The sequence below is a fragment of the Calditrichota bacterium genome, assembly GCA_013112635.1.
GTDB lineage: Bacteria > Calditrichota > Calditrichia > Calditrichales > J004 > JABFGF01.
The window spans coordinates 413210-427713 of the sequence record JABFGF010000001.1 but is presented as its reverse complement, the minus strand read 5'-3'; the positions used below and the strand labels follow the sequence as shown (position 1 = coordinate 427713).

Here is a 14504-nt window from a genome sequence, read left to right as displayed (position 1 = left end):
TATCAAATTTCTGATAAACCATCAAAGTTTTGATAGCATTTGTGAGTAGTTTATTACGATTTGTGGTTTTGGAAACAGGGTCTTTTACACATTTAGCCCAGTTTCATGGTATCAATTTTATTTCAATACTACAAGCTTTCTGGTTTTTGTATATCCATTGTCTGTTTCTATTTTATAAAAATACACCCCACTGCTAGATCCCAGTGAATTCCAATCTACTTTGTAATTTCCCGCCACCTGTTTTTCATTAACCAAAGTTGCCACTTTTTGCCCAAGCAGGTTGTAAATGCTTAAATTCACTTTGCTACTCTTTGGTAGTTTGTATTCTATCGTAGTTACTGGGTTAAATGGATTGGGATAGTTCTGAGATAGACTAAATGAGTTTGCATATATTTTATTAGTTCTTTGATCAATCCAGTTTACACCATCATCGGTTCTCAAGACAAGGCCATTACCACCAACTGCCCAACCGAAACCATCTTTAAAATGAATGGCTGTTAATGGCGCACTTAATCCTTCTGCCAGAGCTGTCCAGTTTTTTCCACCATCTTGCGTTTCTAAAAGTACCCCACTTTCGGATTTGCCTGAATATCCCTTAAAAGTAGTATCGTTACCCGCAGCCCAGCCATGAAGACTGTCTTCAAAAAACATATCATTTGTCTTGTAATCATAGTCGGGAACATCATGCCAGGACTGGCCACCGTCTACTGTTTTGAATAGTTTCAAATAGGACTTATCATCATCATAATCGAAATAGCCACCGGCGATCCAGCCGTGTTGCACATCAGAGAAAAATACTTTAGTCAACGGAAGATCTGTAAAAGGCTTTTCAAGCCGGAATGAATCACCAGAAACTGAAGTAGCGATTAAACCATTTTCACCAACACTCCATATATTATTGCCAACATTATGTAAAGAATTAAAGCCGTCTGTCTCTGAAACTTTGTAGGCTATATTCCAACTTTTACCTTCATCATCAGATTTAAGAATAGCTGCCCCTGAAGTTTGATTCACTGACCAACCTGCGGCCCATCCTGTTCGATTTTCTGTAAATATCATTTCCTTTACAGAAAATTCAAATCCGGTTGAATCAGGATTGTTTAGTTCAACCCAGCTGAGTCCGCCATCTTCAGTTCGTAAAAATTCATTCCAACCTCCTGCTATAAAGCCAGTTTCTTCATCTTTCCAATGAGTAAAATTCAATTCTCCCGTATCTTGAATCAATGCCCAGGTTTTACCACCGTCAATAGTTTTAAAAAGTTTGCCAGTATTTAAATGAAACCCCTGAATACCCCCACAGGCGTATCCAACTTTGTGGTCTATAAAAAACACATCGTTAAAATGAAAGCGAAAATTATCAAAAGACCATGACTTTCCATCATCTTTTGTTTCCCACAAATAGTAAAAAAATGGCCCCCTCCTTCCATCTTCTGAACTAAAAATAAAACCCTGCTGTTCTGACGCTAAATATATTTTGTGACCGAAAATATTTGATGATTGCAAAGCCCAGCTTTTTCCTTTATTTATACTTTTAAAGAGGCTACTGTTATAGAGGCTGTCTTCCATTAAAGAATGCATAGAACCATCTTCTTTTATAAAAACAGATCCTATACGAAAGGGTTTACTATAACAAACTTCCCAGCTTTTTAAGGTGTCTGTAGAAGAACAAAAATAATATTGATCCGGCCAGTCCTTTCTTTGAGAAGTAATGAAATATAATATCGAATCAGAGCCAAATTGTATTTGGTTCAAGTTTGAGAATTGGGTAATAACCTGTTGTTCCCACAAAGAGCCTCCATCTGATGTTCTAAGAATTATTAACTTATCATCACATTGCCCTGCCACTAATCCGTTTAAACCATCAAAAAAATGAATAAAATCAAAATCTGTTTTGTTTAATGGTGTAGTAGGTGTAATTACTTCCCAGGTGGAACCACCGTCCTGGGTTTTAATTACCCATCCGCTACAATCATCCGTGCTGGTTTTTATCCCAGTTACAAAAACAACACTATCATTTACAACGTTCATTTTTGGAACAAACCAATTCTCGTTAAATTGTTTTGATAAGCTCCATGACTCTCCACCATTTTCTGATTTAAATATACTATGATCCCATTGCCCTTCGAAGTAACCAATTGCCCAACCAACTGAATCAGATGAGAAAAAGATTTGCTTTAAAACCAAACCATCGCTCAATGGAATAATGCTCCAGCTTTCTCCGGCATCTTCTGTTTTTAAAATAACACTGTCCCCGCATAGCCAACCGGTATCATCATTTAAAAAAAACATATCGTTCATCTGGTTGGGGCTTTCATTTAGGACTTCCCACTGGCCAAACGCGTTATTAACGCAAATCGTTACAAAATTTAATATTAAGAAAACCCGCGACATTGAAATCTCCTATTTTAACAGAATAAGTTTTCTGGTTTTAATATATCCCCGGTCTGTTTTTAGTTGATAATAATAAACACCGGTACTAAAGCCACTGGCATCCCATTCAATTGCATATTGTCCGGACTGTTGTTTTTTGTTCACTAAAGATATCACTTTTTGACCAAGAAGATTGTAAATACTTAAATCAACTTTGCTGGTTTTAGGCAGTTGGTATTTAATAGTTGTACTAGGATTAAACGGATTGGGGTAATTATGTGAAAGTACAAATTGAATTGGACTTCTTAACAATTTATCTGCAAAACCTGAAATAGGAGAGTATGTATAAGCAACTAAACCGCCTTCCCAATTAGCCAGAAAAATAGTCCCGTCTGGACCAACCGCTACTCCGTGGGCCGAACCAGTGCTATCGTAAATATGGGCCGTATTTGTAAAAGATGTACCATTATAATCATAAGCCCTCAAGCCATCATCTCCACCGGTTAAAAAAACTGTTCCTTCCAATCCGATGGTTACATCATGGGCGAAACCTTTTTCATCCACATTATTAACATGGGCAGTGTTAGTAAATGAAACACCATCAAAATTATAAGCCCGTAAGCCATCTTCACCATTTGCCAGAAAAATAGTTCCACCCTGGCCAACTACCACACCATTGGCCCAACCTTCATCATTAATATGACCAATGTTTGTAAAGGATGTGTCATCATATCTATAAGCGTATAAACCAGAGTCGCCATAAGCTACAAAAACAGTTCCATTTGAATTAACAGCAACACTTTCAGCATCATCGCCATTGTAAATATGAGCTGTGTTTATAAATGAATCACCATCATAACTATAGGCGCGTAAGCCATCTCCACTACTGGCAAGAAAAACAGTCCCGTCCGGACCAACAATCACACTACGAGCTGAACCATTATCATCAATATGTGCGGTGTTGGTAAAAGTAGTATCTTGATAAATGAAAGAACGTAAACCATCATCGCCAGGTTCACCATGATGTCCTCCACTTTTACTGCTAGCAAGGAAAACAATACCGTCTGGGCCAACCGCAACGTCAAATGCTTGCCCACTATCAATAGGAGCGTATGCTGTGTTGATGAGAGAAGAACCATTAAAACTATAAGCAGACAAACCAAAAGTACCAAGAATCGAACCCAATATAGATCCTTCTGATCCAACGGCCAGAAAAACTGTACCATCAAGGCCCACTGCAACATCCCTGCCCCTTCCAATATAACCATCATTTTCCACTTCAATATTGGCATGAGCAGCGAGGGTAAAAGTATGAGAATATTGAGCCTGGCTATTAGAAACTACTAAAATTAAAATACTAAATAAATAAGTTTTCATAACACCCCCTTATTTAGATTTAAGAAATGTTTTCTTATTTAAGAACAACCATCTTGCGTATCCTAACAAAATCGTCGACTTCTAATTTGTACAAATAGACACCCGTTGCAAATCCCTTGGCATCCCATTCAACCTTATGAATTCCTGCCGATTGTTTATTATTAACCAGCGTTGCAACAATTTTGCCCTGTAAATCAAATACGTATAGTTTTACTTTACTGGTTTTGGGCAAATAATAACTGATTGTTGTTACAGGATTAAATGGATTGGGGTAATTCTGGTTTAAGTAATACTTTTCAGGTATTAAATGTTGCTCACCCTTTATAGTAGAAATTTTGTCGGCTACAAATTCAAATGAAGATGTCCAGTAAAGATACCCATCACTGAAAACATCAACATTAAACAGAATTGGATTTATAAGTGTGCAATCCGGAAGAAAACTATCCGCATAAACGAATGCAAAAAGTGAAAAGATCGTTGATGTATCAATTTCACCAGGCTCAAGATCAGGAATGGTTCTTGTGCTGATTTCCATTTTCTCTATTCTAGGATCTTCGGTATTGAGAGTAACAGAAAGGTCTTTGGCTTTGGTAGTTATCCCATAATTTTTTATGGTTAGTAGAATGAATTGTGTATTGGTGTCTTGGTTGTAACTTGTATCGATATATGCTCGCTCTGTTACTTTTACTGGGCCAATAGTTGTAAATTGTGTTATGTTTTTATTTATAAAGGATAAGCCTACAGATTTGTCGATAGTTGTAATACTAACCTTGTAACTTTTTTCAATAGACTCGGGTTTAAATTGAACGGCCCATATGCTGTCATCAAAAGCTGCATCATTATGCAAACCATCATTGAATAAACTAAGGGAATCAACCAATAAATTATCGCTATCAGTTATTTTGGCAAATACTTCAACATCATGTTCAGCATGATTATAAACAACTGCTGAAAGTGTAAGTGTATCTATTCCAGGTTGTAAATACGTTGATGATACTAAACCTCGAGATAAATAGGCGGCATCATAATTTGCTATTAGCCATTGATCATATTCATTTTGCAGGGAATTTATTGGATCAACACTATTTGGCGTATTGCCGATGTTGATATCCAAATTTAACTGGCCATAGCCGGACAATGTGTCATTTGGTTGTGCAACCCGTAAAAATGCAGATAAAGAACTCACGCCATCATCGGAACACCTACGATCTGCGCCAATTCTTTTTGCTCCCTGCATAGCTGCCATTAACTTATCTGCAAGGGAGCCTGATGTATTAAGAAAAGAGCTTTCCATATCATCAAGCACAGCACGCTCTAAAAGAGTATTGCCTTGAATTGAATAATTTGCCCCACGAATATGATTGGTCACAAAAGGGGTACTACTTCCGGTATAAGCGGCTGTTCTAGGATGTCCATTATTAATATTTATTATACCATATTGCCGGTCATTAATGTTGGCCCCATCTTTTCCTGAATCATTTTGGATTAACCAGTCTATTATTTCCTGAGGTGAGTCTCCATTTTCCATTCTTGCTCGGGCTGCAAATTGGTTTGTTGTATCCCACCAAGCCTGGGTGTGTATTGCACCAACTCCAAGAATAATATCACTAATAACCAGTGCTCCTTCCTCACCTTGAAGAATTACATTGTCTAGGCATGTAGCTCCCGCACTGCCAATTTCACCTGTAACTGAATCAACAGCTACAATAGAAAAAGTATGTTGGGAAAATCCATAAAAAGGAATTATTATTAAGAAAGTTATATAGACCGCCTTCATTTTGCCTCCGCTAAATAAACTGGATCAATTTTCTAATTTTTACTTTAGCACCACCAATTTGCGGGTTTGCTCAAATCCGCTGCCTGTTTCAAGTTTGTAAAAATATAGGCCCGAGCTAAAACCAGTGGCATCCCACTCAACACTGTACTTACCTGCAGATTGTTTTTTATTTACCAGTGTGGCCACTTTTTGCCCAAGCAGGTTGTAGATACTCAACTGTATTTTGCTGGTTTTGGGAAGCTGATATTCTATAGTTGTTGTTGGATTAAAAGGATTGGGGTAATTTTGATTTAACTTAAAACTTTCGGGATTGCTATAGGAGTTATGGGAAATAGAAGTTATTTCAGCGTATTCATAAACGATCAGACCTTCATCGTTCGTGGCCAGGAAAATGGTTCCGTCCGCGCTGACAACAACTCTATTTGCTTTGCCAATATCTTCACTTTTCGCAACATTTTTAAGAATGGAATTATTCTCGTATTGATATGCGAATAGTGAATTGCTTTCATAATCAGAATCTGCTAAAAAAATGTTTCCATCCAATCCAATAGCTACATCACTAGCCCAGCCATTGAAAACAAGTGTAAAAGCAATGTTGGTAAATAAAGTATCAAAGTAATTATATACACGTATTCCATCTTCACCATTTGCAAGATAGACTGTCCCATCCAACCCCAGGGCAATACCCGATGCCCACCCATCATTATCAATATGGGCTTTATTTGTAAATGAATGACCATCATATTTGTATGCACGTAATCCATCATCATCTGTATGAAAGCCTCCTCGATTGCGCCAGCCGTTACCTGCAAGGAATACAGTACCATCGTCTACAACGGTTACATCGCTTATCAAACCACTATCAATCGAAGTCCATGCCGTTTTAGTAAATGATACACCGTTATAATCATATGCTTGTAATTCTTTTTCGGTAACCAAAAAAACAGTCCCATTTGCATCTGTTGTCACTTTTTGCGCATACCCACTATCAAAAGGTACATGGGCTGTATTTACTAGAGACGATTCATTTAACTGGTAAGCACGGAGGCCGTCTGTACCATTTGCTAAAAAAATAGTCTCATCAGGACTTAATGAAACCCCGGATGCAAGACCGGTGTCCACATAAGCGTGGGCAATATTTAAAAGAGATGACCCGTCATAAGAATAAACCCGTAGTCCATCTGCACCATTTGCTAAAAAAACTAACCCTTTATTATTTGTTACAACATCATTTGCTTCACTGTACCTTATTTGAATTGCTGTTTTGGTAAAAGAAATGCCATCAAAATTATATATAGATAATCCACCATTAGCTAAAAAAATATCACCATTCGAGCTTATATACATATCTTCAACAGAACCTTTAATATCAATGTATCCTGAATTTTTAAAAGAAGAACCATCATATTCATAAGCAATTAACCCATACAAAAACTTTACAAGAAAAACCGTTCCATCAGGGGCAACAGTAACATCACCTGCGCTCCATCGCCTTCCCGGAACATCAATATGAGTGTTATACACAAATGCACTATCTATAAATTTATAAGCGAATAACTTGGTATGGTCTTGATAATTGTCAACCGTCAAAAAAATGGTGCCATCCACACCAATTGTTAAATCCTCTTCTTCCCCAGATTCATTTACATTTACCGAAGCAATATTTTTAAAAGTTGAGTCATGATAATGATATGCCTGCATTTCTCTTAGGTTAGCTGTAAAAACAATTCCGTTTGAATCTACAGCAATTGAATTTAAGTGACCATCAACAGATATCTGGGCCACAGGTTCTTTGGAGAAAGTTCCACTTATAAAAGAATAAGCTATCAACATATCATCTGTAGCTGCAAAAATTGTTGAATCATTCACGATTGCAATATCTGTGAAATAATCCGGTACTACAATTTCATCTTTTTTAGTAAAAGAAAGGCCATTAAAATTATAAGCAGATAATCTATAATCATTTATTCGCCAATTACTTCCAACAGTAAAAATAGTGCCATCTTGTCCAATAATTACTTTATATGGGGAACTATCATCATCTATTTGTGAGATGAAAACCAAATTAGTATCAGTTTTATTAAAAGCCTTTAGGCCACCCGATCCATTTGCTATAAAAATTGTTCCATTTGAGTCGCCCGTGACACTCTCTACACTGCCATAGTGTGTATTTCGAGCCGTTTCTGAAAAAGTGTGTGTGAATTGAGCGTTTAATACACCAGAAAATAATATTATAGTTGCAACGTTAAGAGTAAATAATTTCATATTACCTCCGATAAATTAAATTGCAAAGACTCCCCGATATTTTCCTAGAATAATAGAAATGGATTCTATTCAATTCCATGACCACCTCGGACACTCTTCCCTTCGCCCTGCCAAATATCATCCCACCAGATTGTATAGGTGTTATTGGTTCCGGAAACTTGATAAACATGAATATAATAGGTCTCTAAACTGGAGACGATATGATTGATTCTCTCATTATCAGTACTACCCTGAGATGTAGCTAATACGTTTCCATTTTTGTCAACCAGGTCAATATTAATATCCCCATCCGTATGGATAAAATCACATTTGATGGATAGGCTGTCGGCACTGATGGTCATGGAATACCAGTCATCATCGTTGATAGAAATGAATAAATCGTGATAATATGTAAATTCCGTTAAAGGAGCAGCATTTGATAATTCATCATTTTCTTCAAACTGGTCATCTTGTAAACAATCTGTTGTAAATTTTATATTTGGGCTTCCATATTTATCGAGGTTAACCCCGGCAGGTGGAAATGGCAGCACCCAAACACAGACATTTACCAATGTTGGAATAGAATGCAGACTGATTTCTTTTAAAGATTTATTATTCGATAAATCTAAATAAGTGAGCTGGTTTTCCTGCGTCCAAAGAACTTCTAATTTAGTATTGTTAGATAAATCAAGTTCTTTAATTAAATTATTATGGCAATTTAGATAAACGAGCTCAGGGTTATTTGAAACATCAAGTTTTGGTATCCGATAGTCACTACAATCCAGGTGTTCTAATTTCAGATTATTTGTTACATCCAAAGCGTTTAACCTACTCTCGCTGCAATCCAGGTAAACCAGATCTTTCATTTTTGAAACATCGATGCTGGAATAAAGATTGTAACTGCAATCCAGTGTTTCGAGATTAATAAAAGCTTCGAGACCTGTTAAATCAGAAATATTACGATGGCGCATTATTAACGTTGTAGTAGCTTCAGCTTCTATTTTGCTTATTAAACCGTCACCATCTATATCCACACTGGCTTCAATCAACGCATTTAAAAGGTTCTCATCGGGAATATTGATATAATCGTTCCCCCAAGTTACAATTATTTGAAGACTTCCTGTCGTGGGGTTTAAGTGTAGAGAAATAGTTGTCACCACTCCTGCACTCACCTTTACTTCAGTTGATCCTGAGTAAATAATCGTGTTTTCCGCATCAATAGCGTTAACCTGCAATACCCAATCACCAACCGGAATATTTTCCACCAAGGCAGTAGCAGAGTTTCCGCTAAGTTCAAAATCAAAACTAATTTCCACCCCATTACTGTTAGATAATATTCCAGTTAATGCAAATACTTCAGGTGGTGCATTGCTCATATCCAGGGAAATTTCCATCGTTCCCTCATTAAGGTTCGTATCATGTGAAGGTGTTACTGATTGATTTTCACAGGATAAATGGAACAAAAAAATGATTGCCAGGATAATATATAATTTTTTCATTTTATACTTCCCTTTTTTTACAAGTTATTTCAAAACGATAAGCTTGCGTGTTTGCACAAAACCTGTGTTAGTTTTCATTTTCAAAAAATATACACCACTACTAAAGCCACTGGCATCCCACTCAATTGCGTATTGTCCGGCATTTTGTTTTTTGTTCACTAAAGATATCACCTTTTGACCAAGAAGATTGTAAATACTTAAATCAACTTTGCTGGTTTTAGGCAACTGATATTTAATGGCTGTACTAGGATTAAATGGATTGGGATAATTCTGGTTTAAGTAATATTTTTCAGGTAATAAAAGCTGTTCACCCTTTATTGCTGAGATTTTGTCTGCTACAAATTCAAATGAAGATGTCCAGTAAAGATAACCATCACTGGAAACATCAACATTAAACGAAATCGGATTTATGAGTGTGCAATCCGGAAGAAAACCATCCCCATAAATAAATGAAAAGAATGTAAATATATCGGATGTATCTATTTCACCGGGAGCAAGATCAAGAAAAGTCCGTGTATCAATTTCCATTTTATCAATTCGTAAATCATCTGTGCTTAAAGTAACCGAAAGATCCTCTGCAATTGCTGAAGTGTCAAAATTTTGCAAAATCAAAAAAAAGGATTGAGTATTTGTATCTTTATTATAACTGGTATCAATGTAAGCTTGTTCTGGCGGCTGCACTGGGCCAGTTGTTGTATACCGTGCAACATCATTAAAAAAGAACTCATGTTCCCGGTCAATGTTTGCTATTTGAACTCCTAGTCTATAAAACTTCACTTCAGGAACCGGTTTAAAATAATTTCCCCAAACACCGTCCCCGGCCTTTTCATCCCCATGTAGACCGTCATCAAACAAAGGCAAACTATCTATTGGATTTGTTTCAAAATCTTCAACTCTTAATGTTTGATTATGCTGAAAATTATGCGGATTTAAAAAAACCAGTGTAAATAAAACACTATCTTTACTTATTGAGCTAATTGATGTTTCTGCAGGACGGATCAATGGAAGAGATTGTTTATTCAACCAATCGAATAAAAAGTTATTATCATATGCATATCTATTAATATCATGGCCAGCACCAATAATTTCTGAATAAAAAAGTCTGGCATTATTATTAATTGCATCGCTAATCTGTTCATCACTTAGATTTTCAGTATATATCGCATTTAATCCAGTGTTTTCAAACTCGGAAATGTAATATTGTGAGGTTGATACAGCAACTTCTTCATCAGATTTACCGTGATTAACCCAAACAGGTATATGTTTAATTTTTCCAAAACCGCCTCTATCATCTCCACTTAAAGGTACAGCTGCAGAAAATAACCGGGGATGAAGATTTAATAATCTCCAAGTGCCAACGGCTCCCTGAGACCAACCAGTAATGACTATTTTTGTGGTATCAATTGGGAAATTTTCAATTGTCGTTTTTATCAAATTAAAGACGGTATTTAAATTAGCGCTCGCATCCCACCCACCGTTGGTTGGCGCTTGTGGTAAAATGGTAAAATCATTATATCCATAATGTTCTGCATTAACCCTCCAGGATAAGCCTTCGTGAAGTTGACTTTCATTATCAGTGCCCCAATTTCCTGAGCCATGTAAAACAATTGTTAATGGATATAGATTTATGTGGTCATAATTTAAAGGGTAGGCAAAACGATAATGCATATCGCTAAATTGTTTATAAAGAAAATTTTCCTCAATAATAAAATCTTCAATTGCTAAGTTGACTGCGTCATTTCCACCAAATGATCCGATATCTGCTGTCAGACTTCCTTTTGCCGGCCATAAAGGCTCAGACGGATTATCAGGATCAGCTAGGTCATTGAACTTTTCTTCAGGATTTCCTGCATCAATCGCCGGACTTAAACCTCCCAGATGATAATCACTGTTTTCAAACAGTGGATCGGTTTGGATATTTCCAGTCCCAGGGAAAGCTTCCTGGGTAATTGAATAAGAAATATTTAATTCTCCACGAGTAAAAATATCAGGATTTTTGGGAGCTGAATTATTCCAAAAAATATTATTTACAACAGTAGCATGCCCATTTGAAAACCATGCGCCACCACCGGTAATTGAAGCATTGTTATCAGCAATTGTATTATTTATTAACCGGAAATTAAAACCTCTAGGAAAACCCATTGCTGCAATCCCTCCTCCATTTTGGGCTTCATTTCCAACAATAATATTTTTAATTATTTTAGGGCTCCGGTCAAGTATGAAAATACCACCACCACCAGAAATCCAGTCGTGTGGCAGCTCTGCATTTACTGAATTATTTCTAATAACATTATTTGAGATGAGTGTTTTCCCGAAACCAAAAACTGCAACTCCACCACCAATAATCCATTTACGGCCACTTATTTTATTATTGGCAATTAGGTTATTTTTAATGATTACATTCCCGTTTGTATCATCATTTGAATAACCAGTTACAATAAAAATTCCACCTCCATCTACCTCATTTGTATTATGATGTATACTATTATTAATAATGTGGTTATTAGTAATCTTGGCTCCATTAGTTACATAAATTCCACCTCCAGCATAAGAAGCCCATCCAGAATAAAAACTGCCTTTGCCTCCAGTAATTGTAAATCCATTCAAAATGGAAGTTGTATCCTCATTAAAACTAAATTTAACCACAGAATTATTATTTCCGCTTCCATTAATTATTGTGCTGCTAATGAAAGATGTGTCTTTTTCAAAAATGAATTGACTTGTTAACAAAATGCGTTTTCCTGCAAATTGAATGTTTTCGAAATACTCCCCTGGCGCAACCAATACAGTGTCGCCGTGATCCGATGTATTTATACCTCCTTGAATACTACTTTGGTCGCCAGGAACATTGATTATATCTGAATAGGCAACAGTAAATATAACCAAAAGAATAAATATAAGCTTTTGCATCGTGTCCTCCTGTTAAAATAATCTTAATGGCTTAAACTGAGGTTATTTTATTACAACCAGCTTTTTTGTTTCCTCAAATCCATCGGATGTTTTTAGTGTATAAAAATAAACTCCACTTGTGACTCCATTGGAATTCCAATTCACTTTGTAACTACCAGCCTGTTGCGTTTTCTGAACCAGAGTAGAGACTTTTTGACCAAGAATATTGTATATACTTAAATCAACATTGTTGGTTTTGTTCAATTGATATTCAATAGTTGTATTTGGATTAAATGGGTTAGGAAAATTTTGCTTTAATGCAAATCCTTGTATGCTACTTATAGCAGTTTCATTTATAGAAGTAAAAAATGAATATCTATAAGCGATTAATGGTCCGGGTCGCCAACGTCTTCCACTGGTCGATCCCGCTAGGTAAACAATCCCATCCATTCCAAGAGCTATATCTACTCCTCCCCGTTCATTTTCAGCCGTTTTGTAGAATGATTCACCGTTAAAGCCATATGCGTATAAAGGTCCGGAACTACTATATCCAAAAGTTGTAACGAAAATATGATTATCACTGCTAACTCTTATCTCACCTACATGAAGCTCTGTTTGTATTTGTGCCAATTTTAAAAAATTAAAACCGTCAAAGCTAAAAGCATACAAACTATCATAATTACTGGCATAAACAGTACCATCAATGCCAACAGCAATCCTGGAAAAATCGTTGGATTTTATCGCTGCAACTCTAATAAAGGAAATCCCATCATAGTTTAAAACCCATATACTATCACCAAGCATATAGATTGTACTATCGTTTACAATGGCAAGGTCATGGTTTGAAGAGCTCTGGTTAAAATGAGCAGTATTATTAAAAGAGACCCCATCATAGTTATAGGCCAACAATCCACCTATTGAACTAACAAGGAATACCATATTGTCAGAATTAACTTCAATATCTTCAACATATCCACTTTCACCCTTAATTGCAGTCATTGCTGTATTTGTGAAGTTATTACCATCATAAAAATAAGCAAACAGGCTATCGTGGGCTGCAAAAACAATGCTGTTATCAGCAGTAATGGTCAAACCCATAATATCTTTTTCTAAGTCAAAATGGGCCGTATTATTCAATGATTCGCCATCAAACGTATAAGCACGTAGACCATCCTCACCATTGTCTAAGAAGACAGTTCCATCATCTGCGAGGACTACGTTTCGGGCAGTTCCATTCGAAAAATGAGCCGTATTTGTAAATGAAGATCCATAGTAATCGTAAGCCCGCAGCCCATCTACAGCATTTGCCAAAAATACAACATCTTCATTATTTACACTTATACCATAAACAAACTCTTCAATATCAATTTGCGCTGTCTTTGTAAAAAACGAGTCGTTAAAACTATAGGCAAATAAAGCCTTTTTATCCTGGTAAAGAAGAATATCACCATCTTTACTTAAAGAAAGCACTCTGGCATCGTTATCATCAAGCTGTAGGTTGGCAATATTAGTAAAATCAAATCCATCAAAAACATATGCTATCAAATTATCATTACCATTCCACATACTATTTACTACAAAAATGATCCCATCGTCGTTCATTTCAATTTCAGCAGTATAGCCGCTATCAATAGGAATATGTGCCAAATCAAAAAACGAAATCCCGTTATAAGTGTATACCCGCAAACCATCATCTTCATTTGCTAAAATGATTGTACTGTCATTGTACACAACTACATCAACTGCATATCCGCCACTATCAATATGGGCTGTTTTTATTAAATTTGAACCATCAAAGTTAAAAGCGTACAAACCGCCAGATCCTGTGGCAAGAAATACCTTTCCATTTTTATTTGTTGTTATTGCTTTAGGATAACCATCTTCATAAAGAGCGTAATCAATTAGTGTAAGACTTTCATCATAATTATATGCATACAAGCCATCTTGACCTGCGAGAAAAATGATTCCATCTGAAGTAACAGTTACTTTAATGGGAGTTTCATGCTCAAATGAGTAATCTGATCTCAATATTAGAATCGAGTCTTCATAATTAAAAATTCTTAAATGTTCATCATTTATTAGGAAAATTGTTCCATTTGAATCAATTGCTATATCTCTTGCAGTTCCATAGTGAGTATTGCGAGCAATCTCATCAAATTTGTAGAGTAATTGTGAATGGCAAACCGAAAGACAAAAAAACAAAATAGACAGGAAGTACTTCATACATTTCCTCCTTAGATAGAAAACTTATCTTAAAAGCAACTATTTTGAGTACGGTTACTTATTGTTTTTGTCAAAATACAGGATTCATAACGGTAAGTATATGAGTTCAGATCTGAGTGGTATCA

General features: G+C 36.1%; 7 protein-coding genes. All 7 read right to left on the bottom strand.

What is annotated here, in order from left to right; genetic code table 11:
* Positions 1-117: 117 nt before the first annotated feature.
* On the bottom strand, positions 118-2391 hold the full coding sequence (locus HND50_01945; GenBank protein NOG43964.1) for a T9SS type A sorting domain-containing protein: 2274 nt from the start codon (positions 2389-2391) through the stop codon (positions 118-120).
* 9 nt (positions 2392-2400) lie between these two features.
* A complete protein-coding gene (locus HND50_01940) occupies positions 2401-3747 on the bottom strand; it encodes a T9SS type A sorting domain-containing protein (GenBank protein NOG43963.1) in 1347 nt (448 codons plus the stop codon).
* A 34-nt stretch (positions 3748-3781) separates the two neighbouring features.
* A complete protein-coding gene (locus tag HND50_01935; protein ID NOG43962.1) occupies positions 3782-5524 on the bottom strand; it encodes a DUF1028 domain-containing protein in 1743 nt (580 codons plus the stop codon).
* Between the two features lie 39 nt (positions 5525-5563).
* A complete protein-coding gene (locus HND50_01930; protein NOG43961.1) occupies positions 5564-7789 on the bottom strand; it encodes a T9SS type A sorting domain-containing protein in 2226 nt (741 codons plus the stop codon).
* A 65-nt stretch (positions 7790-7854) separates the two neighbouring features.
* A complete protein-coding gene (locus HND50_01925) occupies positions 7855-9267 on the bottom strand; it encodes a hypothetical protein (GenBank protein NOG43960.1) in 1413 nt (470 codons plus the stop codon).
* Positions 9268-9291: 24 nt separating this feature from the next.
* Positions 9292-12177, bottom strand: a complete 2886-nt coding sequence (locus HND50_01920; protein NOG43959.1) for a T9SS type A sorting domain-containing protein — start codon at positions 12175-12177, stop codon at positions 9292-9294.
* 42 nt (positions 12178-12219) lie between these two features.
* Positions 12220-14379 (bottom strand): T9SS type A sorting domain-containing protein, encoded by a 2160-nt coding sequence (locus HND50_01915; GenBank protein NOG43958.1) that lies wholly within the window; start codon positions 14377-14379, stop codon positions 12220-12222.
* Between the last annotated feature and the right edge of the window lie 125 nt (positions 14380-14504).

Excerpts from the sequence above, each read along its gene's own strand:
- HND50_01940 (NOG43963.1), bottom strand. The coding sequence starts at position 3,747 with ATGAAAACTTATTTATTTAGTATTTTAATTTTAGTAGTTTCTAATAGC.
- HND50_01945 (NOG43964.1), bottom strand. The coding sequence starts at position 2,391 with ATGTCGCGGGTTTTCTTAATATTAAATTTTGTAACGATTTGCGTTAAT.
- HND50_01925 (NOG43960.1), bottom strand. The coding sequence starts at position 9,267 with ATGAAAAAATTATATATTATCCTGGCAATCATTTTTTTGTTCCATTTA.
- HND50_01915 (NOG43958.1), bottom strand. The coding sequence starts at position 14,379 with ATGAAGTACTTCCTGTCTATTTTGTTTTTTTGTCTTTCGGTTTGCCAT.
- HND50_01930 (NOG43961.1), bottom strand. The coding sequence starts at position 7,789 with ATGAAATTATTTACTCTTAACGTTGCAACTATAATATTATTTTCTGGT.
- HND50_01920 (NOG43959.1), bottom strand. The coding sequence starts at position 12,177 with ATGCAAAAGCTTATATTTATTCTTTTGGTTATATTTACTGTTGCCTAT.
- HND50_01935 (NOG43962.1), bottom strand. The coding sequence starts at position 5,524 with ATGAAGGCGGTCTATATAACTTTCTTAATAATAATTCCTTTTTATGGA.